Source organism: Comamonas humi (assembly GCF_054782535.1).
Window position 1 is genome coordinate 229285 of the sequence record NZ_BAAGSH010000002.1, and the last position, 24822, is coordinate 254106.

Genomic DNA, 24822 nt, shown 5'->3' on the forward strand with positions numbered 1-24822 from the left:
GTCAGATCCCGATGTAGCGCTGCCAGACCTCGGGCCGGGCCTGCAGCTCGGGCGAGCTGCCCTGCCACACGACCTGCCCGCGCTCGATGATGGTGTGGCGGTCGGCCAGCGCCATCAGCCGCTTCACGTATTTGTCGATCACCAGGATGGCCTGGCCCTGGGCGCGCAGCGCGGCCAGGCACTGCCAGATCTCCTCGCGGATGAGCGGCGCCAGGCCTTCGGTGGCCTCGTCCAGGATCAGCAGGTGCGGGTTGGTCATCAGCGCCCGGCCGATGGCCAGCATCTGCTGCTCGCCGCCGGACAAACGATTGCCCAGGTTGGCCCGGCGCTCGGCCAGCCGCGGGAACAACGCGTAGACACGCTCCAGCGTCCAGGGGCTCTCTGAGGCGTTGCGGTTGGCCGCAAAGGCCTGCAGGTTCTCCTGCACCGAGAGGTTGGCGAAGATCTGCCGCCCCTCGGGCACCACGGCCATGCCCATGCGGGCGATGCGGTCGGCCGCCAGGTGCTCGATGCGCTCGCCGCGAAAGCGGATGCTGCCGCCGCGCGCCGGCGTCAGCCCGAGCAGGCTGCGCACCGTGGTCGTCTTGCCCATGCCGTTGCGGCCCAGCAAGGTGGCCACCTCGCCCGCGCCTATGCTCAGGCGCATGCCGAACAGCACCTGGCTGGCGCCGTAGCAGGTGTCGAGTTGCTCGACTTCGAGCAGTGCGGTCATACGGCCACCTCCCCAGCCTCGTGTTCCAGTTCGTCCCCCAGGTAGGCGCGCTTGACCTCGGGGTGGTTGCGGATCTCGTCGGGCGTGCCGCTGGCGATCACCTTGCCGAACACCAGCGTGGAGATGCTGTCGGCCAGGCGGAACACGGCGTCCATGTCGTGCTCCACCAGCAGGATGGTCGTGTCGCGGCGCAGCTGCTGCAGCAGCGCCACCATGCGCTCGGATTCCTCCGGCCCCATGCCGGCCATGGGCTCGTCCAGCAGCAGCATGCGCGGGCCGGTGGCCAGGGCCAGGCCCAGCTCCAGCTGCCGCTGCTCGCCATGCGCCAGCAAGCCGGCGGGCCGGTGCAGCATGGCGGCCAGGCCCACGCGCTCGGCGCACTCGGCGGCGCGCGCATAGCGCGCCGACTCGCTGCGCGCCGGGCGCCAGAAGCGCCAGCTCGAGCCGTCGCGCGCCTGCACGCCCAGCGCCAGGTTGTCGAGCACCGACAGGCGCTTGAAGATGCTGGTGATCTGGTAGGAGCGCACCAGGCCGCGCTGTACGCGCTGGTGCATGGGCAGGCCGATCACCGGCTGGCCGTCGAAGACGATCTCGCCGGCATCGGGCGCCAGCGCGCCCGAGAGCTGGTGGATCAGCGTGGTCTTGCCCGCGCCGTTGGGCCCGATCAGCGCATGGATCTCGCCCTCGCGCACGGCAAAGCCGGCATGGTCGGTGGCCGTCAGGCCGCCAAAGCGCTTGACCAGCCCGCGCACCTGCAGAAGTGCCTTTTGTGCCTGTTGCCCGGCCATCAGCGGCCTCCCTTCTTGCGCGCCAGCAGGCTCAGCAGCCCGTTGGGCGCCGCCAGCACCACCAGCAGCAGCACGGCGCCCAGGCCCAGTTGCCAGTGCATGGTGTAGGCCGACAGCCACTCCTCGAGCAGCAGGAAGACCACCGCCCCCGCCAGCCCACCGTAGAGGCGCCCCACACCGCCCAGGATGACCATGATCAGCAGGATGCCCGACTGCGTCCACTGCAGCATGCCGGGCCCCACGAAGCTGCCCTGGTTGGCCAGCAGCGCCCCGGCCAGCCCGGCGAACGCCCCGGCCAACGTGAAGGCCACCAGCTTGTAGCGGAACACCGCGAAGCCGATGGCCGTCATGCGGACCTCGTTCTCGCGGATGGCCTGCAGCACATGGCCGAAGCGCGCATTGAGCATGCGGTGCATGGCCAGCATGCAGGCCGCCACCAGCGCCAGCACCACGTAGTAGAAGGTGGCATCGTTCGCCAGGTCCAGCCCCAGGCCCACCGACGAGCGCGACGGCATGGACAGCCCGTCGTCCCCGCCCAGGGCCTTGAAGGACATGATCAGGTAGTACAGCATCTGCGCGAAGGCCAGCGTGATCATGATGAAGTACACCCCCTGCGTGCGCAGGCTGACGAGCCCGACCAGCAGCGCGAACGCGGCGCCGGTCAGCATCGCGGCGGGCCAGGCCAGCCAGGCCGATGCCAGGCCCTGCTGCATGAGCACGCCCACGGTGTAGGCCCCGAGGCCCACGAAGGCCGCATGTCCCAGGCTCACCATGCCGCCGAAGCCCAGGATGAAGTTGAGGCTGGCGGCGGCCAACGCGAAGATCAGGATGCGGCTGGCCACGCCGATGTAGAAATCCTCGCCCAGGGCCACCGCAATGGTGGGCAGCAGGGCCAGCAGCACCAGCAGCGGCAGCGCCACGCGCGCATGCAGGCCATGGTCCAGCAGGCTGGCCGGCGCCAGGGCGGGTGCGGGCGTTGGCGCGGCGGCCGCTGCGGGCCGCGCGAGATCGGCTTGGATATCAGTCATGGGCGGGGAACAGGCCTTGGGGTTTGTAGAACAGCACGGCGGCCATCAGCGCATAGATCAGGATGGAGGCCACGGCCGGGCCGGCATTGGCGGCCACATCCGGGCCCATCGTCTTCTCGAACAGCAGCGGCACCAGCGTGCGGCCCGCGGTATCGACCAGGCCCACGAGCAGCGCACCCAGCAGCGCGCCGCGGATGGAGCCTATGCCGCCGATCACGATCACCACGAAGGCCAGGATCAGGATGCTCTCGCCCATGCCCACCTGCACGGTGAGCAGGGGCCCCAGCATGCCGCCCGCCACGGCGCACAGCGCCGCGCCCAGCGCGAACACCAGCGTGAACAGCGTGCGCACATTGGCGCCCATGCTGGTCGCCATCTCGCGGTTGGCCGCGCCCGCGCGCACCTGCATGCCGAAACGCGTGCGCGTGACCAGCACATACAGCAGCAGCGCCACCAGCAGCCCCACGGCGATGATGAGCAGGCGGAACGCCGGGTACGAGAAGCCCGGCAGCAGTTCCACCGGCCCGGCCAGCGCCGCGGGCGGGTTGAGCTGTAGCGGCTGCGCGCCCCAGATGATGCGCACGATCTCGTTGCTCATCAGCACGATGGCGAAGGTGCCCATCACCTGCGACAGGTGGTCGCGCTGGTAGAAGCGCCGCAGCACCGTCAGCTCCAGCAGCACCCCGACCAGCGCCGTCGCCACCACGCCCAGCCCCAGCCCCAGCCAGAACGAGCCCGAGGCCTGGGCGATGCTGGCGATGAGGTAGGCGCCGATCATGTACAGCGAGCCGTGCGCGAGGTTGATCATGTCCATGATGCCGAACACCAGCGTCAAGCCGGCGGCCAGCAGGAACAGCATCAGGCCGAACTGCAGCCCGTTGAGCGATTGCTCGAGAATGAGGATGGCGTTCATGGCGGCGACTGGTCTGGCTTACGACGGCATCTTGCAGTCTTTGGCGTAGGCGTCCTGGTGGTTCTTGAACACCGTGCCCACCGTCCGGTTGGTGAGCTTGCCATCGCTGCCCTTGCTCACCACGCGCAGGTAGTAGTCCTGCACCGGGAAGTGGTTGGTGTTGAACTTGAACGCACCGCGCACCGATTCGAAGCGCGCCGCCTCGATGGCCTTGCGCAGCGCCGCCTTGTCGTCGATCTTGCCCTTCACGTCGCGCACCGCGGCATCCATCAGCCGCGCGGCGTCGTAGCCGTGCGAGGCATACAGCGACGGCATGCGGCCGTACTCCTTCTGGAAGTCGGCCACGAACTTCTTGTTGGCCGCGTTGTCCAGGTCGAGCGCCCACTGCGAGGTGTTGAACGTGCCCAGCAGCGAATCGCCCACGGCGCGGATCACGTCCTCGTCGGCCGAGAAGCCGGGGGCGTACAGCGTCATGTCCTTGGGCAGGCCCGCGCCCACGAACTGCTTGATGAAGTTCACGCCCAGGCCACCCGGCAGGAACATGTAGACGCCATCGGCGTTCGAGGCGCGCATCTTGGACAGCTCGGCGCCGTAATCGAGCTGGTTCAGCGCGGTGTAGGTCTCGGAGATCACCTCACCCTTGTAGAAGCGCTTGAAGCCGGCGATCGCATCCTTGCCCGCGGGGTAGTTGGGCGCGATCAGCGCGACCCGCTTGAAGCCCTTGTCCTGCATGGTCTGGCCGGCGGCCTCGTGCAGCGCGTCGTTCTGCTGCGAGACGTTGAAGAAGTATGGGCTGCACTGGGCGCCGGCGTACTGCGACGGCCCCGCGTTGGGGCTGATGAAGAAGGTGCGGTTCTGGAACACCGGCTGGCCCACGGCCAGCATCACGTTCGAGAACACGATGCCGGTCATGAAGTCCACCTTGTCGCGCTTGAGCAGGCGCTCGGCGGTCTGCTTGGCGGCCTCGGGGTTCTGCTGGTCGTCCGCCACGATCACCTCGGCCGGCAGGTTGCCGAGCTTGCCGTTCATGTGCTTGAGCGCCAGCTGGAAGCCGTCGCGGATGTCGATGCCCAGCGAGGCCCCGGGGCCGGACAGCGTGCTCAGCATGCCCACCTTGATCTTGTCCGCAGCCTGGGCGCCGCTGCACAGCAACGCGCCGGCGGCCAGCGCCAGTAGGCTGTGGCGAACGGTGAAAGAGCGAATACGCATGGGAAGTCTCCTGATGTAAGAAGTGTTAAAAGACACTCTCTTTTATATAGCAAATCCCGACCGTCAGGATGGCTGGTGCAGCCGGAATCGCTGCAGCTTGCCGGTCGCGGTGCGCGGCAGCTGCGCCACGAACTCGACGGCGCGCGGGTACTTGTACGGCGCCACGGTGCGCTTGACGAAGTCCTGCAGCTCCTTGACCTTGGCCTCGTCCGCGGCATGCCCCGCATGCAGCACCACGAAGGCCTTGACGATCTGGCCGCGCTCGGTGTCGGGCACGCCGATCACCGCGCACTCGGCCACGTCCGCGTGCTGCATCAGCGCCTCCTCGACCTCGGGCGCGGCGATGTTGTAGCCGGCCGAGATGATCATGTCGTCGGTGCGCGCCTGGTAGACGAAGTAGCCGTCGGTATCCATCAGGTAGGCGTCGCCCGTCAGGTTCCAGCCATCCTGCACGTAGCTGCGCTGGCGTGGGTCGTTGAGATAGCGGCAGCCCGTGGGGCCCTGCACGGCCAGCTTGCCCACGGTGTTCGGCGGCACTTCGTGGCCCTGCTCGTCCACCACCTTGGCGCGGTAGCCAGGCACGGCCTTGCCGGTGGCGCCGGGGCGGGCCTCGTCCTCGCGGTGCGAGATGAAGATGTGCAGCATTTCGGTGGAGCCTATGCCGTCGATGATCTCGATGCCGGTGGCGTCCTTCCACATCGCGCGCGTCGAGGCGGTGAGCGCCTCGCCGGCCGACACGCATTTGCGCAACCCGGTGGCGCGGATGCGCGCGCCCTGCTCCGCCATCACCCGGTATGAGGTGGGCGCCGTGAACAGCACCGTGGCGCCGAAGCGCTCGATGCCATCGACCAGTTGTTGCGGACCGGCCTTCTCCATCAGCGCCATGGATGCGCCGATGGCCATGGGGAACAGCACCTGCCCGCCCAGGCCGAAGGTGAAGGCCAGCGGCGGGCTGCCCATGAAGACGTCGTTCGCGCTGGCGCGCAGCACATGGCGCGGCCAGCAGGCGCAGATCGCCATCACGTCGCGGTGGAAGTGCATGGTCGCCTTGGGCACGCCGGTGGTGCCCGAGGTGAAGCCGAGCAGGCAGGTGTCGGTGGCGGCGGTGTCCACGTTGGCGAAGCTGGCGCTCTCTGCGGCCATCAGCGCTTCGAGCGACGCGGCGGCATCGCCGCGCTTGACGTTGAAGAAGCGCATGGCCTGCAGCGTGGGGCTCTTGGCCTGCGCGCCCAGCACCTCTTCCTGCAAGGCCTCGTCCGCCAGGGCCAGCGAGATCTGCGCGATGTCGGCAAACACCGACAGCTCCTTGGCGCGCAGCAGCGGCATGGCCGCCACGGCGATACCACCCGCCTTGATCACGCCGAACCAGCAGGCCACCATCATCGGGTTGTTGGGCGAGCACAGCAGCACCCGGTTGCCGGGCACCAGGCCCATGCGCCGGGTCAGCACGTTGGCGATGCGGTTGGCCTTGTCCTGCAGGTCGGCATAAGTCCAGCGCACGCCGTCGGCCTGCACGCACAGCCGGTCGCCACGCCCCTCGGTCACATGGCGGTCCAGCAGCTCGGTGGCGCAGTTCAGCCGCTCGGGAAACTGCAGCTCGGGCAGCTCGAACACATACTCGGGCTGCAGCTCGGCGGGCGGCAGGTGGTCGGCGGCAAAGGTGTCGAGATGGGCGGTGTGGGACATGGAACAGCCTCCTAGGCCTGCACGCTCTTGAGCAGTTCGCGCGCGATGATGAGTTGCTGCACCTCGGTCGCGCCTTCGTAGATGCGCAGCGCGCGGATCTCGCGGTACAGCCGCTCCACGGCCTGCTCGCTGACCACGCCCAGCCCGCCCCAGATCTGCACGGCGGCATCGATGACCTGCTGGGCGTTCTCGGTGGCCGTCATCTTGGCCATGGCGGCCTCGCGGGTCACGTTCTCGCCCTGGTCGCGCTGCCAGGCGGCACGGTAGGTGAGCAGGGCCGCGCTGTCGATCTGCGTGGCCATCTGCGCCAGCTTGGCCTGGGTGAGCTGGAAGTCGGCCAGCACGCCGCCGAACATCTTGCGCGTGGTGGCGCGCTGCAGCGCCTCGTCGAGCGCGCGGCGCGCAAAGCCCAGCGCCGCGGCGGCCACCGAGGTGCGGAACACGTCCAGCGTGCGCATAGCCACCTTGAAGCCTTCGGCCGGCGCGCCCACACGCTGGCTGGTGGGAATCCGGCAATCGGTGAACTTGAGCCGCGCCAGCGGGTGCGGTGCGATCACGTCGATGCGCTCGGCGATCTCGAAGCCCGGCGTGCCGGCGTCCACGATCAGCGCCGAGATGCCGCGCGCGCCCGGCGCCTCGCCCGTGCGCACGAAGACCACGTAGAAGTCGGCGATGCCGCCGTTGGAGATCCAGGTCTTCTCACCGTTGACCACGTAGTGTTCGCCATCGAGGCGCGCCTCGCAGACCATGGCCGCCACGTCCGATCCCGCCTCGGGTTCGGACAGCGCAAAGGCCGCGATCGCCTCGCCCGCCGCCACCTTGCCCAGGTAGCGCTGCTTCTGCTCTGGCGTGCCGGCCAGGCTGATGGCGCCCGAGCCCAGGCCCTGCATGGCAAACGCAAAATCGGCGAGGCCGTTGTGGCGCGCCAGGGTTTCGCGGATCAGGCAGATGGCGCGGGTGTCGATCTGGGCACCCGCGCCGCCGTTCTCGGCGCCGGCCACCGCATGGCACAGCCAGCCGCCCGCGCCCAGCGCCTTGACCAGCTGGCGGCAATCGCCGTCAGTGTCGCCGCTGTGCACATGGGCAACATGCTGCGCGGCCCAGGCGTCGAGCTCGTGGGCCAGCTGCGCATGTCGGGCCTCGAAGAACGGCCACTTCAGATAGCTGCTGTCGGCCATGTCAGTTTCCTTGGAATTGGGGCTTTTGCTTGGCCACGAACGCGTGGTAGGCACGGGCGAAGTCTTCGGTCAGCATGCAGATGGCCTGGGCCTGCGCTTCGGCCTCGATGGCCTGCTCCACGGTCATGGCCCATTCCTGGTGCAGCATGGTCTTGGTGATGCCGTTGGCAAACGTAGGGCCGGCGGCCAGGTCGGCCGCGAGCTTCTGCGCCTGCTCCAGCAGGGCCTCGGGCTCGCACAGGCGGTTGAAGAAGCCCCAGCGCTCGCCCTCCTCGCCGCCCAGGCTGCGGCCCGTGTAGAGCAGCTCGCTGGCGCGGCCCTGACCGATGATGCGCGGCAGGATGGCGCAGGCGCCCATGTCACAACCCGCCAGGCCCACGCGGTTGAACAGAAAGGCCGTCTTGCTGCGTGCCGTGCCCAGGCGCATGTCCGAGGCCATGGCCATGATGGCGCCGGCACCGGCGCAGACGCCGTCGATGGCCGCGATGATGGGCTGGGGGCAGGCGCGCATGGTCTTGACCAGCTCGCCCGTCATGCGCGTGAACATCAAGAGCTCGGGCGCCTTGAGCTGCACCAGCGGGCCGATGATCTCGTGCACGTCGCCGCCCGAGCAGAAGTTGCCGCCCGCGCCGACCAGCACCACGGCCTTCACGTCCTGCGCCCACTTGAGCTTGTGGAACAGGTCGCGCAGCTCGGCGTAGGACTCGAAGGTCAGCGGGTTCTTGCGCTCGGCGCGGTTGAGCGTGATCGTGGCCACGCCGCCCTCGACCTGCCACAGGAAGTGCTGCGCCTGGTAGCCAGCCAGTTGCTGGTGGTTGCCCGCCACCAGGGCGGGATCGATTGCGTATTCACTCATCTTGGTCTCCATTCACATCACTTCGCCGCCGGCCACCGCAATGGCCTGGCCGGTGACGGCGCCGGCGCCCGGGCCGCACAGCCACAGCACGGCATCGGCCACTTCCTGCGGCTGCACCAGGCGGCCCTGGGGGTTGCCCTTGACGAATTCGGCCATGGCCTGCTCGGGCGTGCGGCCGGTCTTTTCCACCACGCGCGCAATGCTCTCGCGCACGATCTCGGTTTCGGTATAGCCGGGGCAGACGGCATTGATGGTGACGCCCTTTCTGGCGAACTCCAGCGCCAGCGAGCGGGTCAATCCCACCACGCCGTGCTTGGCTGCACAGTAGGCCGCCACATAGGCATAGCCGGCCAGCCCCGCGGTGCTGGCCACGTTGACGATGCGCCCATAACCCGCCGTCGCCATCGCCGGCAGCACCTGCTGCATGCACAGCATGATGCCGGTGAGGTTGACGGCCAGCATGTTCTGCCACTGCGCCGCGTCCATCTTGAGGAACGGCGCGCTTTGCGCCTGGCCGGCGTTATTCACTAGAATATTAATAGCACCTAGCGCTTTCTGTGCTTGGTCAAAAGCCGTTTTCACCTCTGATTCACTCGCCACATCGGCCAGTTCCATGCGGCATTGACCAGCAAACTCGTCCACCAGCTTGCGCAGCGGCTCGGCCCTGCGCCCCAGCACCGTGACCTTGGCGCCGCGCGCCAGCAATTGGCGCGCGATGGCTTCGCCTATGCCCTGGCCGGCGCCGGTCACCAACGCATGCTGATCGTTCAGATCGCCTGCCATCTCAGTGCCCCCCGGCCGAAGCCATCGCGGCGGCCTGCTGCGCCTTCTCGCGCTCGAACAGGGTTTCCATCTGGCGCTTGCCCTGGAAGTAGGGCTTGGGCCAGGCGATGGCGGTGTAGCCAATTTTTGCGGCCTCGGTCAGCGTCCAGGCCGGGTTGGCCAGGTGCGGGCGCGCCACGGCGCACAGGTCGGCGCGGCCGGCCGCGATGATGGAGTTGGCGTGGTCGGCTTCGCTGATCGCGCCCACGGCCATGGTGGCGATGCCGGCCTCCTGGCGCACGCGGTCGGCGAACGGCGTCTGGAACATGCGGCCGTAGACCGGCTTTTCCTGCTTGCTGACCTGGCCCGAAGAGCAGTCGATCAAATCGGCGCCCGCGGCCTTGAAGGCCTTGGCGATCTGCACCGCGTCTTCCGGCGTGATGCCGCCCGGCACCCAGTCGTGGGCCGAGATGCGCACGGACATGGGCTTGTCCTCGGGCCAGACGGCACGCACGGCCTTGAACACTTCCAGCGGGTAGCGCAGGCGGTTTTCCAGGCTGCCGCCGTATTCATCTTGGCGATGGTTGGTCAGCGGCGAGATGAAGGCCGACAGCAGATAGCCGTGGGCGCAGTGCAGCTCCAGCCAGTCGGCGCCGATCTCGGCCGCCATCTGCGCGCCATGCACGAACTGGGCCTTGACCTCATCCATGTCGCCACGCGTCATCTGCCTGGAGGTCTGGCTCACGCCTTCCAAATATTGCTGGGGCGAAGCCGAGATGATGGGCCAGTTGCCCCCCTCCAGCGGCAGGTCGGTGCCGTCCCAGGCCAGGCGCGTCGAGGCCTTGGCGCCCGCGTGGCCGATCTGCATGGCGAACTTGGCGTCGGTGTTGGCGTGGATCCAGTCGGCGATGCGCTTCCAGGCCGCCTTCTGCGCCTCGCTGTAGGTGCCCGGGCAGCCCGGGGTGATGCGGCCCTCGGGGCTGACGCAGGCCATCTCGGCGAACACCAGGCCCGCGCCGCCCATGGCACGTGCGCCCAGGTGCACCAGGTGGTAGTCGCCGGGCACGCCGTCCACGGCCGAGTACTGGGCCATGGGCGAGACCACGATGCGGTTCTTGAGCGTGAGGCCGCGCAGTTGGTAGGGCAGGAACATGGGCGGCGGCGCCTTGCCTTCCGCGTTCACACCGTTCTTCTGCGCCAACCATTGCTCGTAGCCGCCCAGCCAGCCCGCGTCGCGCAGGCGCAGGTTCTCGTGGCTGATGCGCTGGCTGCGCGTGAGCATGGAGTACATGAACTGCTCGGGCTCCAGCTGGTCGCAGTAGCGCTGGCCGCAGGCCTCGAACCACTCCATGGCGTTCCAGGCCGCGTTCTGGATGCGCAGCGTCTCCACGCGGCGCGCCTCCTGGTAGGCGGCCAGCACCTCGGGGATGTGCGAGGGCGTGGCGCCCAGGGCCTTGAACTGGCGCGCCAGCTCGATCGCATCCTCGATGGCCAGCTTGGTGCCCGAGCCGATCGCGAAGTGGGCCGTGTGCACGGCATCGCCCATCAGCACCACATGGCTGCCCTGGGCGTTCTTCAGCCACCACTGGTCGCAGACCACGCGCTGGAAGTTGATCCATGCCGAGCCGCGCAGGTGGCGCGCATTGGTCATGAGCTTTTCGCCCTGCAGGTTGTCGGCAAAAATCTTTTCGCAGAAGTCAATGGACTGCTGCTGGTCGGCCGTATCCAGGCCGCTGGCCTTCCAGGTGTCCTCGGTGGTCTCGACGATGAAGGTCGAGGTCTTGTCGTCGAACTTGTAGATGTGGGCCTGGAACCAGCCGTGCTCGGTGCGCACGAAGTCGAAGGTGAAGGCCTCGTAGACCTTGTTCGTGCCCAGCCAGATGAAGCGGTTGGGCCGCGTGACGATGTCGGGCCTGAAGGTGTCGGCGTACTTGGTGCGGATGCGCGAGTTCACGCCATCGCTGGCGATGATGAGGTCGGCGTCGGCGTAATCCTCGTCGGACTGCACATCGGTCTCGAACACCAGCTTCACATCCAGTTGCTCGCAGCGCGCCTGCAGGATGTTGAGCAGATGCTTGCGGCCAATGCCCACGAAGCCGTGGCCGCCCGAGCGGATCTTGCGGCCCTTGAACAGCAGCTCGATGTCGTCCCAGTGGTTGAAGGCTTCCTCGACCTGCGCGGCCGTCACCGGGTCCCACTCGCGCATGTTGTCCATGGTCGCATCGGAAAACACCACGCCCCAGCCGAAGGTGTCGTAGGGCTTGTTGCGCTCGACGACGGTGACGTCGTGCGAGGCATCCATCTGCTTCATGAGCAGGGCAAAGTACAGGCCGGCAGGGCCGCCACCGATGCAGACGATTTTCATGGCCAGTGTCCGAGGTTGGTAATTACTTTATGCTTAAATTATTTATCTATAAATATTTCACTAGAATACGTAATTACCCTGTCATGGCCTTCCTGGCTCAGGGCCACCATGCATAGCCATATGTCCATCGATTCATCCCCTGATGCGGTCGCCAGCCTCCCCGGACGGGAAGCCGGTCTCTCCCATGCGGACCACCAGACCGTGCGGCTGTGGCTGCGCCTGCTGACCTGCAGCACCCAGATCGAGCAGATCATTCGCGGCCGGCTGCGCACGCAGTTCGGCACCACGCTGCCGCGCTTCGACTACCTCGCCCAGCTCAGCCGCTTTCCCGAGGGGCTGCGCATGAAGACCTTGTCGGAATACCTGATGGTGACCGGCGGCAATGTGACCGGGCTGACCGACCAGCTCGTGGCCGAAGGCTGGGTGGAGCGCATCGCCGACGACACCGACCGGCGCTCCATGATCGTGCGCATCACCGACGCCGGGCGTGCGCAGTTCACCGCCATGGCCGAGGCCCATGAGCAGTGGCTGGAGCAGTTGTTCGCTCCGCTGGGTGCGGCGCAGGCCCAGTCGCTCTACGAGCAACTGGGCGAATTGCGGCGCACCCTGGGCCAGGGGGAATGACCCGGGCGGCTTCCCGGGCCATGGCGAGGCCGGGAAGCCGAGGCTTTTCTACAGTTGGATGGACGCCTGGCCCACGCCGTCGAATGCCACGGTCACCAGGTCGCCGGCCGCCGCCGGCAGGATGCCGACCCAGGTGCCGGTGGTGACCACGCTGCCGGCTTCCACGCTGCGGCCCGTGCGCGTGGCGTGCCGCAGCCAGGTGGCCAGGCCGTAGGCCGGATCGCCCAGCGCATGGGTACCCCGGCGCTCGAAGACCTCGCTGCCGATCTGCACCCTGCAGCTTTGCGCGGCCCAGTCGCGGGCCTCGTAGGGGCGCCAGTCGCCGAGCACGAGCGCGCCGTGGGCCTGCAGGTCGGCCAGCTTCAGCAGCGCCGGCGCATCGGTGAACTGCTGCCAGCGCGAATCCACCACCTCGATCGACACCGCCATGGCATCGACCAGCGCGGCTGCGCCTTCGACATCGAGGGCGGCAGCCTGCTCGGCCGTGACCGTACTGCCGATCCGCAGCGCGATCTCGGCCTCGATGCCGCGCCAGGTGAAGGGCCAGTCCGCCGCCTGCGCGGGGCTGCGCCAGACGCCTTCCAGCGGCAGCTCGGCGTGCGTCAGCACCGCCTGGCGCGAAGGTCCGCCGGATTTCCAGTAAGCCGGGCCCGCGCCCGACCAGCCCTGCGCGCTGGCCACGGCGGCCTGCACGGCATAGGCCTCGTCCGGGCCCGCCAGCGCGGCCTCGAAGGCGCTGGCGTCGACACAGCGCCGCTCGCGCCGGGCGCTCAGCAGGGCCTGGGTGACGGCATCAATCTGGTGTGCGTTCATGCTGGGGATACATCCTTGCAAAAAAAGAGGAACGTGAAAATCGCCACGGCCCGCACCGGCCGGACTCGGCAGGTGCGGGCCCCGGGGTAGGAACCGCGCTCAGGCGCGGGCAGCGCTGGCTGCAGGCCCGCCGACCGCCGCTTCGCCGGCCGCCGGTGCCAGCTGCTCGTCGTTGGCGGCTTCGCCCATGGCACGGCCGAAGGTCTCAGGAGCGAACTGTACGGCGATCGCGAACACCCCGTACATCGCGGCCAGCATGCTGAACATGCCGCCCACGCCGTAGGCCTCGAACACGCGGCCGCTGATCAGCGGCGTCAGCGCGCCGGCCAGGGTGCCCAGCGCCAGGATCAGCGAGGTGCCGAAGGCGCGGACGTCGGTGGGGTACTGCTCGGGGGCAAAGATCCAGATCGAGGTGTTCAGCAGCACCACGCAGAACGTGAAGCAGGCGCCGAACAGCAGCACGAGCGGGATGTTGTAGGTCAGGAAGCCGAAGCACAGGCCGGCGGCGCAGGCCAGGCCGGCGCCGATGGTCAGCACCCGCTTGCGCCGGAAATGGAAGCCGCAGTACGAGGCGGCGATGGCGCCAAACAGGCTGCCGCTCTGCATCACCATGGTGAACAGCAGGCTCTTGGAGATGGTGTAGCCCTGCGAGATCAGGATGGTCGGCATCAGCGTCAGCACGGAGATCTGCGCGCCGTAGGTCATGGAGACCGCGACGCCCAGCGCCACGGTGCAGCGGCCCAGCCGGCCCCGGAACACATCGCCCAGCCGCACCTTGGGGCGCGGCGCCTCGCTCTGCGTCGAACCGCTGACGTACTGCGTGGGCTTGCCTTTCAGCTTGCCGAGCTTGCCCGATGCCAGGATCGACAGCACCTCGTTGGCCTCGTCCACACGGCCTTTGGACAGCAAGAAGCGCGGCGTCTCGGGAATGAAGCGGCGGTAGAACACGACGAAGAAGGCCGGGATCACCAGGCAGCCGAACAGCCAGCGCCAGTTGTCCGGCCCGGGGAACATGGCGAACACGGCCAGGCCGAAGGCCGGCGCCAGCATGTTCCCCAACCCGCCGCTGCCCACGCTGACCAGGCCGACGGCCGTGCCGCGAAAGCGCGTGGAGCACAGTTCGGCCAGCATGGTCACGGCGATCGAGATCTCGCCGCCCAGGCCGATGCCGACGATGAAGCGGCCCGCCGCCAGCACCCCGTAGTTGGGCGCCAGTGCGCAGATGATGGCGCCCAGCGTGAACAGCAGCAGGTTGGCATTCAGCATCGCGCGCCGGCCGTAGTGGTCGGCGATGAAGCCCGAGCCTATGCGCCCGAGCGCGGCGGCACTGAAAGTCAGGGTGTTGAGAAAGCCGATCTGCGCGACCGAGATGCCCCACTGCTCGCGCAGCAGCGGCCCCACCAGGCCGACGGCGTTCTGCTCGAAGACGTCGAACATTACGCCCAGCATGATCATGAAGATGATCTTCTTGTGCGACGCGGTCACGCCGATGCCATCCATGGCCTTGTCGAGTTCGCGCTGCTGCGGCGATCCCGACGATTGAATTGTCACTTCTGCACTCATGTTGTCTCCTGCTTTCTCGTGCTCCACCAGGTGGTGGGATGAAGGCCACCTGCCGCGCCCCGTTCTGCGTCGGGGCTGCGGCCGGCTTGCCTGCGGTCCGCGCTAGGCCAGCGCGGGTGCCGAATGCGGGGGCCGCCGCGCGCCCAGGGCCTGCTCGGCGGCATAGGCCAGCCGCAGCAGCGTGGTTTCCGAAAACGGGCGGCCGAAGAGCTCGAGCCCGACCGGCACGCCCAGCGGCGCCTGGCTGTCCGGCGCGGAAAAGCCCGCCGGGATCACGATGGCCGGAAAGCCCGTGGCCGAGGCCAGCACACCGTTGCGCTCAGCCTGCGACGCGCCAATGGGCGCCACCAGCCGGCGCTGGTGCGGGAACACCAGGGCGTCGAGGCGGTGCACCTCCATCAGCGCCAGCAGGCGCTCGCGCAGCACCTGCTGGCGCTGCTGGCGCTCGCGGTAGTCGGCGTCGTTGCCGGCCAACACAACGGCAGCGCTCAGCGTGGCCGCCACGCTCGAGTGCGGGTTCGCGGCGATGACGTCCTGCAGCGAGTGCACAGGCGCCGTGGGCGGGAGCCGCACCAGGTAGGTGTCGAGGTCGCGCTGCATCTCGTGGTGGTGCACCAGGGTGTCCGCCAGCAGCGCGTCGGGCGAGATCGCGTCATCGAGCGCCACCAGCGCGGCCCCCTGCGCCTCGACCGTGGCCAGCGCGCGCTGCATGACGGCATTGACGGGCGCATGCTCGGGCCCCGCGCCGAAGAAGCTGCGCAGCACACCTATGCGCGCGCCCTGCAGCCCGCGAGGATCGAGCCCGTCCGCATAGCTCGGCGGGATATGCGCCTCGCCCGCGCGGGTGCCGGGATCGGCCGGGTCGTAGCCGGCGATGACGTCGAGGATCCGCGCGGCATCGGTGACCGTGCGGGTGATCGGGCCGATGGTGTCCTGCGTCAGCCCGCAGGGAATGAGTCCGCTGCGGCTGACCAGGCCCATCGTGGGGCGCAGGCCGACGAGGTTGTTGGCCGAGGCCGGCGAGCGTATCGAGTTGACGCCGTCGGTGCCTATGCCCAGCAGGCCGAGGTTGGCGGCCACGCCAACGCCGGTGCCGCCGCTGGAGCCGCCGGGCGTGCGTGTCAGGTCATAGGGATTGCGGGTCTGGCCCCGCAGCGTGCTGACGGTCTCGCCGCCGGAGGCCAGCTCATGCAGGTTGGTCTTGGCGAGCACGATAGCACCGGCCTCGCGCAGCCGGCGCACGATGAAGGCGTCGGCCATGGCCAGGTTGTCCTGCAGGCAGGTGGCACCGGCCGTCGTCTCGATACCGGCGCAGTCGATGTTGTCCTTGATGAGCACGGGCATGCCATGCAGCGGCAGCAGGGCATCGGGCTGCTGCGCCAATTGATCGTCGAGGCGCTCGGCCTCGGCCAGCGCCTGCGGATGGATGCGGATGATGCTGTTGAGGCAGGGCCCGGCCTGGTCGTGTGCATCGATGCGCTGCAGGTAGCCATGCACCAGTTGCTGCACGCTCAGCTCGCCGTCGCGCAGTGCGGCCTGCACCGAGGCGACGGTCGCCTCCAGGAGGCCGGGCCAAGGCTGGCAGGCGGCGGCCTCGTCAAGACAGGATTCAGTCAAGTGTTCCATGGGGGGTCCTAGAGGGGCTGGCCGCCGGCCAGCCCGGTGTGCGTTATCGGTTGACCAGCTTGGCGGGGATGGTCCAGATCGCGAAGGCGCCCAGGATCAGCATGCCGGCGATGAAGTAGTAGGCGCTGTTGCTGCTCTGGGTCACATCCCGCAGGTAGCCCACCAGGTAGCCGCTGGTGAAGCCGGCGAGGTTGCCGATGGCGTTGCTCATGGCGATGGCCGTGGCCAGCGCCGCGCCGCTCAGGAAGGCCGAGGGCAGCGACCAGAACAGCGGCGAGCAGGTCAGGATGCCGGCCGCGGCGATCGACAGGAAGACCAGCGACAGCGCGGTGCTGTGCATGATCCACGGCAGCGCCAGGAAGCCGACCGCGCCCATCATGCAGGGAATGATCAGGTGCCAGCGCCGCTCGCGGTGCTTGTCGGCGCTGCGGCCGAAGAAGTACATCGACACGACGGCCGCCGCATAGGGGATGGCGCTCAGCAGGCCGATGGTCATCGGGTCGGCAACGCCGGTGGACTTGATGAACGTGGGCAGCCACAGCGTGATGCCGTACTGGCCGGAAACGTAGCAGAAGCAGATCAGGCTGATGAGCCACACGCGGCGGTCGGTGAAGACCTTGCCGACGGAGACATGCGTATCCGCGCCCTTGGTGTCCTCGGCCTTGGCCCGGTTCAGCACGCGCTTTTCATCGGCGTTGAGCCACTTGGCCTTATCGATCGAGCTGTCGAGGTAGTAGAAGCAGAACAGGCCCAGCAGCACCGCGGGGACGGCTTCGATCAGGAACATCCACTGCCAGCCAGCCCAGCCGCCGACGCCGGCCATGCCGGTGAGCAGCAGGCCCGACAAGGGGTTGCCGATGATGCCCGACAGCGGCGAGCCCATGCAGTAGATCGCCATGATCTTGGCGCGGCGGTGCGCCGGGTACCAGCACGACAGGTAGTACACGATGCCGGGCGTGAAGCCGGCCTCGGCCAGGCCCAGCAGGAAGCGCAGAACATAGAAGGACGTGGGCGTCTGCACGAAGGCGAAGCAGGCCGAGAGCACGCCCCAGGTCACCATGATCCGCCCTATCCACACCTTGGCGCCGAAGCGGTGCAGGGCCAGGTTGCTGGGCACCTCGAACAGGAAGTAGCCGATGAAGAAGATCCCGGCCCCGAGGCCGTAGACGGTTTCGCTGAAGCCCAGGTCCTGCGACATCTGGAGCTTGGCGAAGCCCACGTTGATGCGGTCCAGGTAGGCGATCAGAAAGCACAGCATGAGAAACGGCACCAGCCGCCAGCTCACCTTGCGATAGACCTCATCCTCGTACGAACTGGCCTTCGTAGCGGCTTGTTGCAGGGTTGCGTCCACGATGTCTCCTTGTTTTCTGCGTCTGTTATGTATCTATGCCGCGGCGCGCCGCCCTCTGCGGGGCGGTCGTACGGCGGTTCAGGAGGTGACGGGGCTCAGGCCACGGCCTTGAGCTGCAGCGGCTCGGCGTGGGCGGCGAGGTAATCCATCGCGGCGGCCACGCCGCTGGAGGCAACCGGTACGCCCGAGATCTTCAGGCCCATCTCGCAGCCGGTCAGCGCGCCGAGCAGCGTCAGGTCGTTGCAGTCACCCAGGTGGCCGATGCGGAACATGCGGCCCTTGACCTTGCCCAGGCCTGCGCCCAGCGACATGTTGAAGCGGTCGTAGATATTGCGGCGCACCGTGTCGGCATCGATGCCCTCGGGCATCATCACGCCGGTCAGCACCGGGCTGTAGACCGCCGGATCGGCGCACTGGATCTCCAGCCCCCAGGCGCGCACGGCGCGGCGGCAGGCCTCGGCGAGCCGGTGGTGGCGGGCGAAGACGTTGTCCAGGCCCTCTTCGAGGATCATGTCCAGCGCCTCGGACAGGCCGTAGAGCAGGTTGGTGTTCGGCGTATAGGGCCAGTAGCCGGTCTGGTTCATCGCGATGATTTCCTCCCAGCCCCAGAAGCTGCGCGGCAGCTTGGCCGTCTTGGAAACCGCCAGCGCCTTGGGCGAGACCGCATTGAAGCTGATGCCGGGCGGCAGCATCAGGCCCTTCTGCGAGCCCGAAACCGTCACGTCCACACCCCACTCGTCGTGGCGGTAGTCGGCCGAGGCGAGGCCGGAGATGGTATCCACCAGCAGCAGCGCGGGGTGGCCGGCCGCATCGATGGCGCGGCGCACCGCGGCGATGTCGGAGGTGACGCCGGTCGAGGTCTCGTTGTGCACCACGCACACGGCCTTGATGGCATGGCCGCTGTCCTTGCGCAGGCGGGCCTCGATCAGTTGGGCCTGCGTGCCGCGGCGCCAGCCCTCGGTGCCCGGCAGGCCCAGGAATTCGGGCTTCAGGCCCAGGTTCTCGGCCATCTTCTTCCACAGCGTGGCGAAGTGGCCGGTTTCGAACATCAGCACCGTGTCGCCGGGGCTCATGGTGTTCGACAGCGCCGCCTCCCAGGCGCCCGTGCCGGATGCCGGGTAGATCACCACGGGCTGCTCGGTCTTGAAGATCTTCTTGATATCGGCCAGCACCTTCAGCCCCAGGGCGCCGAACTCGGGGCCACGGTGGTCAATGGTTGGGTAGCTGATGGCGCGCAGGATGCGGTCCGGAACCGGGCTGGGTCCGGGAATCTGCAGGAAATGGCGGCCGACGGGATGGAAGTTGGTGTTCAGCATTTGGTCCTCATTTTGCATATTGCATTTTGCATGCAAAAAAATTTTAGTAGACAGAGGCATACCAAGGGAAGGCAGAACCCGAGAAAATTTCCAGTGTTTACCCCAAATACAAAGGCATTGACGGCCTTTTTCTTCGATGCTAGGCGTCTGTTAGAATTTGAAAAATCGACGATCTTAAATTTTGTATGCAAGATTCAATTTCATCTGGTGACAATCCTGCAGCCTCGCTGCTGCCCACCTTCGAGCGCCAGCGCCTGCATGACACGGTGGTGGATCACCTGCGGAATTTCATCGTCGAGGGTGTGCTCAAGGCCGGCACCAAGCTCAAGGAGCGCGAGCTGTGCGAAACCCTGGGCATCTCGCGCACGCCGCTGCGCGAGGCCTTCAAGGTGCTGGCCGCCGAGGGCCTGGTCGAGATCTCGCCGAACCGCGGCGCCACGGTATCGAGCATGTCGCCCGAGGAACTGCAGGACATGTTCGAACTGATGGGCGGGCTGGAGGCCTTTTCGGGCCAGCTCGCCTGCGAGCGCATCACGCCGGTGGAGCTGGCGGAGATCAAGGCCCTGCACTACGCGATGCTCGCCTGCCGCGCGCAGGAAGACCTCTCGGGCTACTACCAGCTCAACCGCCAGATCCACGACCGCATCAACCAGGCGGCCCGCAACCACGCGCTGCGCCAGACCTATTTGTCGGTGAACCGCCGGCTGCAGGCCATGCGCTTTCGCTCCAACCTGCAGAAGACCAAGTGGGACAGCGCGATTAAAGATCACGAGGACATGCTGGCCGCGCTGGAGGCGCGCGACGGCGCGCGGCTGGCCACCATCCTGCGCCAGCACCTGCTGGACAAGCGCGAGGCCGTGCAGCACATGCAGGAAGACGAGGCTGCCGCCGCGGCCAGCCAGTAAGGCTGCACCGGAGCAGCCGGGCAGGTGAATACGGCTATCTGGGACAATAGCCGGTTATGCTGCAATTCGACCTGCTCAAGACCGACCCGACCAGCCACGCCCGCCGTGGCACGCTCACGCTCAACCACGGCGTGGTGCAGACCCCCATCTTCATGCCCGTGGGCACCTACGGCACCGTCAAGGGCGTGATGCCGCGCAGCCTGCACGAGATGGGCGCGCAGATCATCCTGGGCAACACCTTCCATTTGTGGATGCGCCCGGGCCTGGACATCATGCAGAGCTTCGGCGGCCTGCACGGCTTCGAGCAGTGGGACAAGCCCATCCTCACCGACTCGGGCGGCTTCCAGGTCTGGAGCCTGGGCGCCATGCGCAAGATCACCGAGGAAGGCGTGCATTTCCAGAGCCCCGTGAACGGCGACAAGCTGTTCATGTCGCCCGAGGTCAGCATGCAGATCCAGACGATCCTGAACTCGGACATCGTCATGCAGCTCGACGAATGCACGCCCTACGAGACCAACGGCCACAAGACCACCGAGGCCGAGGCGCGCAAGAGCATGGAGATGAGCCGCCGCTGGGCCCAGCGCTCCAAGGACGAATTCCAGCGCCTGGAGAATCCCAATGCGCTGTTCGGCATCGTGCAGGGCGGCATGTTCAAGAACCTGCGCGAAGAATCCCTGCAGGCCCTGGTCGAGATGGACTTTCCCGGCTATGCCGTGGGCGGCGTCTCGGTGGGCGAGCCCAAGGACGAGATGCTGGACATCATGCAGCACACGCCCCACCTGCTGCCCGCCCACAAGCCGCGCTACCTGATGGGCGTGGGCACGCCTGAAGACCTGGTGCAGGGCGTGGCCGACGGCGTGGACATGTTCGACTGCGTGATGCCCACGCGCAATGCGCGCAACGGCACCATCTTCACGCGCTACGGCGACCTGAAGATCCGCAACGCGCGCCACAAGACCGACCACCAGCCGATCGACACCACCTGCACCTGCCACGCCTGCGCGGGCACCGCGGGCGTGAGCTGGGACCAGGGCGGCCGCGGCGGCTTCAGCCGCGCCTACCTGCACCACCTGGACCGCTGCGGCGAGATGCTGGGCCCCATGCTCACCACCATCCACAACCTGCACTACTACCTGAACCTGATGCAGGAGATCCGCAACGCGCTGGACGCCGGCAGCTATGCCCAGTTCCGCGCGCAGTTCAAGGCCGACCGGGCGCGCGGCGTCTGAGCCCGGCATGCGCCGCCCGCCGCCCTCGCTCCGCACCCGCCTGCTGGCCCTGGGCCTGCCGCTGCTGCTGAGCGCCTGCGCCACCCAGTGGCACAGCACGGATGCGGGCCTGCCCCGGCTGGCGCTGCAGGACGCGGCGCTCACCCCCGGCAACGGCGGGCGCCAGGCCCTGCCGGCCGACCTGCAGGCGGGCGACATCCTGCTGTCCTCCGGCCCCGGGCTGAACGCGATCGGCATCCGCCTGTCCACGCTTTCGCCGGTCAGCCACGCAGCGCTGTACCTGGGCGATGGACGGGTGGTGGACGCGGTGGGCAGCGGCGTGCGCGAGCTGCCGCTGCACGCCTTCATCGACGAGGCCGATGCGGTCGTGGCCTTCCGCCACCCGGGCCTGCAGGACGGCCACCTGCCGCCGCTGGCCGACTTTGCACGAGCGCAGGTGGGCCAGCCCTACAACCTTGCCGGCGTGATGCTGCAGGCGCCCTTTGCGCTGGAGCGGCGCGTGTGCGAGCTGCCGCTGCTGCCTGGCCCGGTGCGCGATTTCTGCCTGCGCGGCATCGCGCTGGTGCAGTTGGGCGCAGGGCCGAACGACCGCTTCTTCTGCTCGCAGCTGGTGCTGGAGGCCTACAAGCGCGCCGGCCTGCCGCTAACCGACGCCGACCCGCGCCTGGCCACGCCGGCCGACCTGCTGCACATGCGCGAGGGCGACGTGCCCTCGGTGCGCACGCACCAGGCGCTGCGCTACGTAGGGCATCTGAAGCTGCCGCCCGAACCCACGCCGGGCGTTGAGCGTATTGCCGAAAACAGCCACTAGCCCTTGCTGGTATTGCGCCAATAGCTATTATTTAAATAGCACCAATCTCCCACCAGCCGGGCAGATGCCGGCCCTTCACTCCAGCCGGATGTGCTGCTTGGCGATAAGGTCGCCATACAGGCGCGAGTCGCTCTGGATGCGCCGCGCCAGCGCGGCGGCGCTGGTATCGCCCACGCGCCAGCCCTGGGCCAGCAGCTTGCTGCGGATCTCGGGCGCATGCAGGATGGCCTCCAGCGCCGCCGCCAGCCGGGCGCGGTGCTCGGCCGGCATGGCGGCCGGCGCCATCACCGCGTTCCATACCTCGATGTCCACCCGGCCCGCGCCCACCTCGGGCATGGCCGGCACGCCCGGCGCCAGCGGGCTGCGCTGGCTGGAGCTGACGGCCAGCGCCGCCAGCTTGCCCGACTGCACCAGCGGCATCACCGTGGACGCCGGCAGCAGCGCCAGCTGCACCTGGTCGCCGAGCAGCGCATTCACCACGGCGGGGCCGCCGTTGTAGGGCACATGGACCATGTTCAGCCCCAGGGCCTCGCGGATCAGCTCCAGCCCCAGGTGGCCGCCCGAGCCCGTGCCCACCGAGCCGTAGTTGCCCTGGCCGCCGCTCTTGAGCGCCTTGAAATAGCCCGGCACGTCGGCCGCAGCCGCATGCGGCGCCACCAGCACCAGCGGCGCCGAGCCGATCATGGCCAGCGGCGCCAGGTCCTTGAGCGGGTCGTAGGGCAGCCGCGGGTAGAGGAATTTGGAGCTGGTCAGCGGCCCGTTGCCGATCACGCCGATCGTGTGGCCGTCGGTCGCCTTGGCCACCGCGTCCGCGCCGATGTTGCCGCTGGCGCCGCCCTTGTTCTCCACCACCACCGGCTGGCCTAGCGCCCTGGCCAGCGGTTCGGCCAGCAACCGCGCCTGCACGTCGGGCGACGAGCCGCTGGCATAGCCCACGACCAGGCGCAGCGGCCGCGTGGGCCAGTCAGGGCCCTGCGCCCAGGACGGCAGGGGCAAGGCGGCCGCGGCGCACAGCAGCAGGGCTGCGCGGCGCAGCGGCGAAAAAGAGGATTCGGTGGTCATGCAGGATTCCAGGCAGTTCAGCAGAGGCCGGATGCCCATCAAAATAAATAGCACCCTGCCCTGCGCCACAGGCGCATCCGGCGATTATCACTGAACCACCTGCGGCGCCCCGGCCAGCCCCGATTGCTGCAGGAAGCGCAGGGCCGAATCGACGGTCACCGTCTCGATGTGGCCGGCAAAGCGCCGCTGCGGCGGGTGGTCGTCGAATGCCACGTTCGCCTGCGCGATGCGCCCGCCCAGCCGGGTGAGCGCGCCCAGCCGCAGGTCGGCGGGCGCATAGCCCTGCAGCCGCAGCCAGGCCTGGGCCTGTTCGCGGCTGTGGATGCGCGTGGGCTCCATGGCCAGCGCCAGGGTTTCCAGTGCCCACTGGTTGGACTGCTGGTAGCGCGTGCCCCAGGCGTAGCTGACCATGCTATAGGCACCCTCGTGCAGGGCCAGCGGCTGCGCGTTGTTGGACAGCGCCAGCAGCAGCGCCTGCTGCACCGCGGGCGTGGGCAGCATCACCACGGCCTGGTAGCGCCACAGGTCGTCGAGGAAGAACTCGCCCAGCCCCTGGCGGTAGACGTGCGCGCGCGCCGTGCCGCAGTCGTTGAGCTTGTGCACCACGCGCCACTGGCCGGTGGGCGCTTGGTAAGCCCAGCCCATGTGCGAGTACTGCACGCCGTAGCGGCCCAGGTCCTGCCCCTGGCGCCCCAGCAGCGCCACGCGGGCGCCGCTGGCATCGAGCTGCTGCTGCACCTGCAGCGCCAGCGTCAGGCCTTGGCGGATGGTGGCCACCGTGGGCCGGCGCGGCTCGCAGCTGCGGCCCGCCATCGCTGCGGGTGCAGCGGCCAGCAGGGCCGCCATCAGGCAGATGGTTTTGATCGGGAGGAAGGCCATGGCGCGCTCACAGCCGCTCGTTGTAGAGCAAGGCCTCGCCGACCTTGTTGGGCACGAAGGCGATGGCCTCGCCCGCCACCGACAGAATCGCGCCGGCGCCGATCACGCTCACCGCCACCGTGGCCCCCACGCTGGCGGCTGCCACGCTCGCTCCGGCAGCCGCGATCTCCACGCTGGCAACGGCGCCGTCGGACACCCGCTCCAGCACCAGCACCGTGCCCTTGGCCGAGGCCTGGACGCCCTTGACGAGCAGCACCGCGCCATCCACCGACAGCACCGCCACCGCGACCGAGGCCTGGGCGGCGGCACTGCCCGCCACCACCACCGACGCCACCGGCAGGGCCGACAGCAGCAGCGAGGCATCGCTCTGCGCCCGCGCCGTCGGCAGCAGCGCCGCCGAGAGCGCAGCCGCCAGCAGACCGCCGATTGCTATCTTTTTGATATGCCTTGCGCAGGTGGTGTGAGCGCTGCAGGGCATTTTGACCAAATTATTCAGCATGACGGCACCTCGGGCGTTCAGTTCGTTTCGCGGCTGGCGGCGCGCTGGGCGGCCAGGCGGGCTTCGGCCAGGTCGGCCTCGTGGCGGTCGCGCAGCATCTTGGCCAGCGTGAAGGCCGTGGTGACCAGGTACAGCCAGCTCACGCCCAGGAAGGCCTGGTAGGTCGGGCTGATCTGCATGCCCAGCAGGCCCCAGCCGGTCAGCCCCATCGCGACGGCAAAGCCGCCCCAGACCACGAGCTTCCACATCGGCGTGTCGCCGGACGGGCCGCCGCGCTGCTGGTCGCGCACGAACTTGGCCAGCACGAAGGCCGCCGACAGGCTGAACACATACCCCATCACCATGAACGCCTGCTCCAGGCGCTGCCCCGGCAGCCAGGCCAGGCCGATGGCGCACAGGCTGGCCGCCAGCCCGAACGAAATCCACACCTGGTACTGCCAGGCTCGGGTGTCGCGCTGCACGGATGGGAAGTGGTTTTGCATAAGGATCAGGGCCTGGGGCCCCCCGGTGGTTGAACACAGCGCCATGGTCGCCGCGGCCGCACCCGCGGGGATCGCCATTTGCAGCAAGTAGCCATCCATTGGCAAAAAAGTATCTCTTGGCAATACTTCACACCGCTGCCGGCCCTGCGCTGGGCAAAAAAGCCG

At 68.2% G+C, this 24822-nt stretch carries 23 protein-coding genes; 4 read left to right on the top strand and 19 right to left on the bottom strand.

Annotated elements, in window-relative coordinates; genetic code table 11:
* Nucleotide 1: 1 nt before the first annotated feature.
* From ACYVKR_RS01450 to ACYVKR_RS01495, 10 genes are all read right to left on the bottom strand, one after another.
* On the bottom strand, nucleotides 2-712 hold the full coding sequence (locus tag ACYVKR_RS01450) for an ABC transporter ATP-binding protein (RefSeq protein WP_460478931.1): 711 nt from the start codon (nucleotides 710-712) through the stop codon (nucleotides 2-4).
* Nucleotides 709-1500: an ABC transporter ATP-binding protein gene (locus tag ACYVKR_RS01455; protein WP_460478932.1), complete on the bottom strand. Its 792-nt coding sequence runs from the start codon at nucleotides 1498-1500 to the stop codon at nucleotides 709-711. Before ACYVKR_RS01455 ends, ACYVKR_RS01450 begins: the two co-directional genes overlap by 4 nt.
* Nucleotides 1500-2528 (bottom strand): branched-chain amino acid ABC transporter permease, encoded by a 1029-nt coding sequence (locus ACYVKR_RS01460; protein ID WP_460478933.1) that lies wholly within the window; start codon nucleotides 2526-2528, stop codon nucleotides 1500-1502. Before ACYVKR_RS01460 ends, ACYVKR_RS01455 begins: the two co-directional genes overlap by 1 nt.
* Nucleotides 2521-3441, bottom strand: coding sequence for a branched-chain amino acid ABC transporter permease (locus tag ACYVKR_RS01465; protein ID WP_460478934.1), 921 nt, complete (start codon nucleotides 3439-3441; stop codon nucleotides 2521-2523). The genes ACYVKR_RS01460 and ACYVKR_RS01465 overlap by 8 nt, the downstream gene beginning before the upstream one ends.
* An 18-nt stretch (nucleotides 3442-3459) precedes the next feature.
* The gene (locus tag ACYVKR_RS01470) at nucleotides 3460-4650 is read right to left on the bottom strand and encodes an ABC transporter substrate-binding protein (RefSeq protein WP_460478935.1); all 1191 of its coding nucleotides are present in this window, start codon (nucleotides 4648-4650) and stop codon (nucleotides 3460-3462) included.
* Nucleotides 4651-4713: 63 nt separating this feature from the next.
* Entirely contained in the window at nucleotides 4714-6336 is a 1623-nt protein-coding gene (locus tag ACYVKR_RS01475; RefSeq protein WP_460478936.1) for an acyl-CoA synthetase family protein, read from the bottom strand.
* An 11-nt stretch (nucleotides 6337-6347) separates the two neighbouring features.
* Nucleotides 6348-7514 carry an acyl-CoA dehydrogenase family protein gene (locus ACYVKR_RS01480; protein WP_460478937.1) on the bottom strand — a complete coding sequence of 389 codons (1167 nt, stop codon included), beginning with the start codon at nucleotides 7512-7514 and terminating at the stop codon, nucleotides 6348-6350.
* 1 nt (nucleotide 7515) lies between these two features.
* Nucleotides 7516-8370, bottom strand: a complete 855-nt coding sequence (locus ACYVKR_RS01485; RefSeq protein WP_460478938.1) for an enoyl-CoA hydratase family protein — start codon at nucleotides 8368-8370, stop codon at nucleotides 7516-7518.
* 12 nt (nucleotides 8371-8382) lie between these two features.
* Nucleotides 8383-9153 (bottom strand): SDR family NAD(P)-dependent oxidoreductase, encoded by a 771-nt coding sequence (locus ACYVKR_RS01490; RefSeq protein ID WP_460478939.1) that lies wholly within the window; start codon nucleotides 9151-9153, stop codon nucleotides 8383-8385.
* 1 nt (nucleotide 9154) lies between these two features.
* Nucleotides 9155-11497 carry an oxidoreductase gene (locus ACYVKR_RS01495; RefSeq protein ID WP_460478940.1) on the bottom strand — a complete coding sequence of 781 codons (2343 nt, stop codon included), beginning with the start codon at nucleotides 11495-11497 and terminating at the stop codon, nucleotides 9155-9157.
* Nucleotides 11498-11617: 120 nt separating this feature from the next.
* On the opposite strand from ACYVKR_RS01495, the gene ACYVKR_RS01500 reads away from it, so the two are divergent.
* Nucleotides 11618-12121, top strand: a complete 504-nt coding sequence (locus tag ACYVKR_RS01500) for a MarR family winged helix-turn-helix transcriptional regulator (RefSeq protein ID WP_460478941.1) — start codon at nucleotides 11618-11620, stop codon at nucleotides 12119-12121.
* 48 nt (nucleotides 12122-12169) lie between these two features.
* Here ACYVKR_RS01500 and ACYVKR_RS01505 read toward each other — a convergent pair whose 3' ends face one another.
* The 5 genes from ACYVKR_RS01505 to ACYVKR_RS01525 all read right to left on the bottom strand — a co-directional run bounded on the left by ACYVKR_RS01505 (nucleotide 12170) and on the right by ACYVKR_RS01525 (nucleotide 18790).
* Nucleotides 12170-12934 carry a fumarylacetoacetate hydrolase family protein gene (locus ACYVKR_RS01505; protein WP_460478942.1) on the bottom strand — a complete coding sequence of 255 codons (765 nt, stop codon included), beginning with the start codon at nucleotides 12932-12934 and terminating at the stop codon, nucleotides 12170-12172.
* A gap of 99 nt (nucleotides 12935-13033) precedes the next feature.
* Complete coding sequence (locus ACYVKR_RS01510) at nucleotides 13034-14497, bottom strand: MFS transporter (protein ID WP_460478943.1); 1464 nt, start codon at nucleotides 14495-14497, stop codon at nucleotides 13034-13036.
* Between the two features lie 102 nt (nucleotides 14498-14599).
* The gene (locus ACYVKR_RS01515) at nucleotides 14600-16123 is read right to left on the bottom strand and encodes an amidase (protein WP_460478944.1); all 1524 of its coding nucleotides are present in this window, start codon (nucleotides 16121-16123) and stop codon (nucleotides 14600-14602) included.
* Between the two features lie 43 nt (nucleotides 16124-16166).
* Nucleotides 16167-17474: an MFS transporter gene (locus ACYVKR_RS01520; protein WP_460478945.1), complete on the bottom strand. Its 1308-nt coding sequence runs from the start codon at nucleotides 17472-17474 to the stop codon at nucleotides 16167-16169.
* Between the two features lie 95 nt (nucleotides 17475-17569).
* Nucleotides 17570-18790 carry a pyridoxal-phosphate-dependent aminotransferase family protein gene (locus ACYVKR_RS01525; protein ID WP_460478946.1) on the bottom strand — a complete coding sequence of 407 codons (1221 nt, stop codon included), beginning with the start codon at nucleotides 18788-18790 and terminating at the stop codon, nucleotides 17570-17572.
* 185 nt (nucleotides 18791-18975) lie between these two features.
* Here ACYVKR_RS01525 and ACYVKR_RS01530 point away from each other — a divergent pair, with 185 nt between their 5' ends.
* Genes ACYVKR_RS01530 through ACYVKR_RS01540 form a run of 3 tightly spaced genes read left to right on the top strand, consistent with a single transcriptional unit; the run spans nucleotide 18976 to nucleotide 21735 of the window.
* Nucleotides 18976-19695 carry a GntR family transcriptional regulator gene (locus ACYVKR_RS01530; protein WP_460478947.1) on the top strand — a complete coding sequence of 240 codons (720 nt, stop codon included), beginning with the start codon at nucleotides 18976-18978 and terminating at the stop codon, nucleotides 19693-19695.
* A gap of 56 nt (nucleotides 19696-19751) precedes the next feature.
* On the top strand, nucleotides 19752-20924 hold the full coding sequence (gene tgt, locus ACYVKR_RS01535) for a tRNA guanosine(34) transglycosylase Tgt (RefSeq protein ID WP_460478948.1): 1173 nt from the start codon (nucleotides 19752-19754) through the stop codon (nucleotides 20922-20924).
* A 7-nt stretch (nucleotides 20925-20931) separates the two neighbouring features.
* Nucleotides 20932-21735, top strand: coding sequence for a C40 family peptidase (locus tag ACYVKR_RS01540; protein ID WP_460478949.1), 804 nt, complete (start codon nucleotides 20932-20934; stop codon nucleotides 21733-21735).
* 75 nt (nucleotides 21736-21810) lie between these two features.
* Here ACYVKR_RS01540 and ACYVKR_RS01545 read toward each other — a convergent pair whose 3' ends face one another.
* From ACYVKR_RS01545 to ACYVKR_RS01560, 4 genes are all read right to left on the bottom strand, one after another.
* Complete coding sequence (locus tag ACYVKR_RS01545) at nucleotides 21811-22797, bottom strand: Bug family tripartite tricarboxylate transporter substrate binding protein (RefSeq protein ID WP_460478950.1); 987 nt, start codon at nucleotides 22795-22797, stop codon at nucleotides 21811-21813.
* Nucleotides 22798-22884: 87 nt separating this feature from the next.
* Nucleotides 22885-23676: a DUF2145 domain-containing protein gene (locus ACYVKR_RS01550; RefSeq protein ID WP_460478951.1), complete on the bottom strand. Its 792-nt coding sequence runs from the start codon at nucleotides 23674-23676 to the stop codon at nucleotides 22885-22887.
* A 7-nt stretch (nucleotides 23677-23683) separates the two neighbouring features.
* The gene (locus tag ACYVKR_RS01555) at nucleotides 23684-24154 is read right to left on the bottom strand and encodes a hypothetical protein (protein WP_460478952.1); all 471 of its coding nucleotides are present in this window, start codon (nucleotides 24152-24154) and stop codon (nucleotides 23684-23686) included.
* 38 nt (nucleotides 24155-24192) lie between these two features.
* Nucleotides 24193-24657 carry a YiaA/YiaB family inner membrane protein gene (locus tag ACYVKR_RS01560; RefSeq protein ID WP_460478953.1) on the bottom strand — a complete coding sequence of 155 codons (465 nt, stop codon included), beginning with the start codon at nucleotides 24655-24657 and terminating at the stop codon, nucleotides 24193-24195.
* Between the last annotated feature and the right edge of the window lie 165 nt (nucleotides 24658-24822).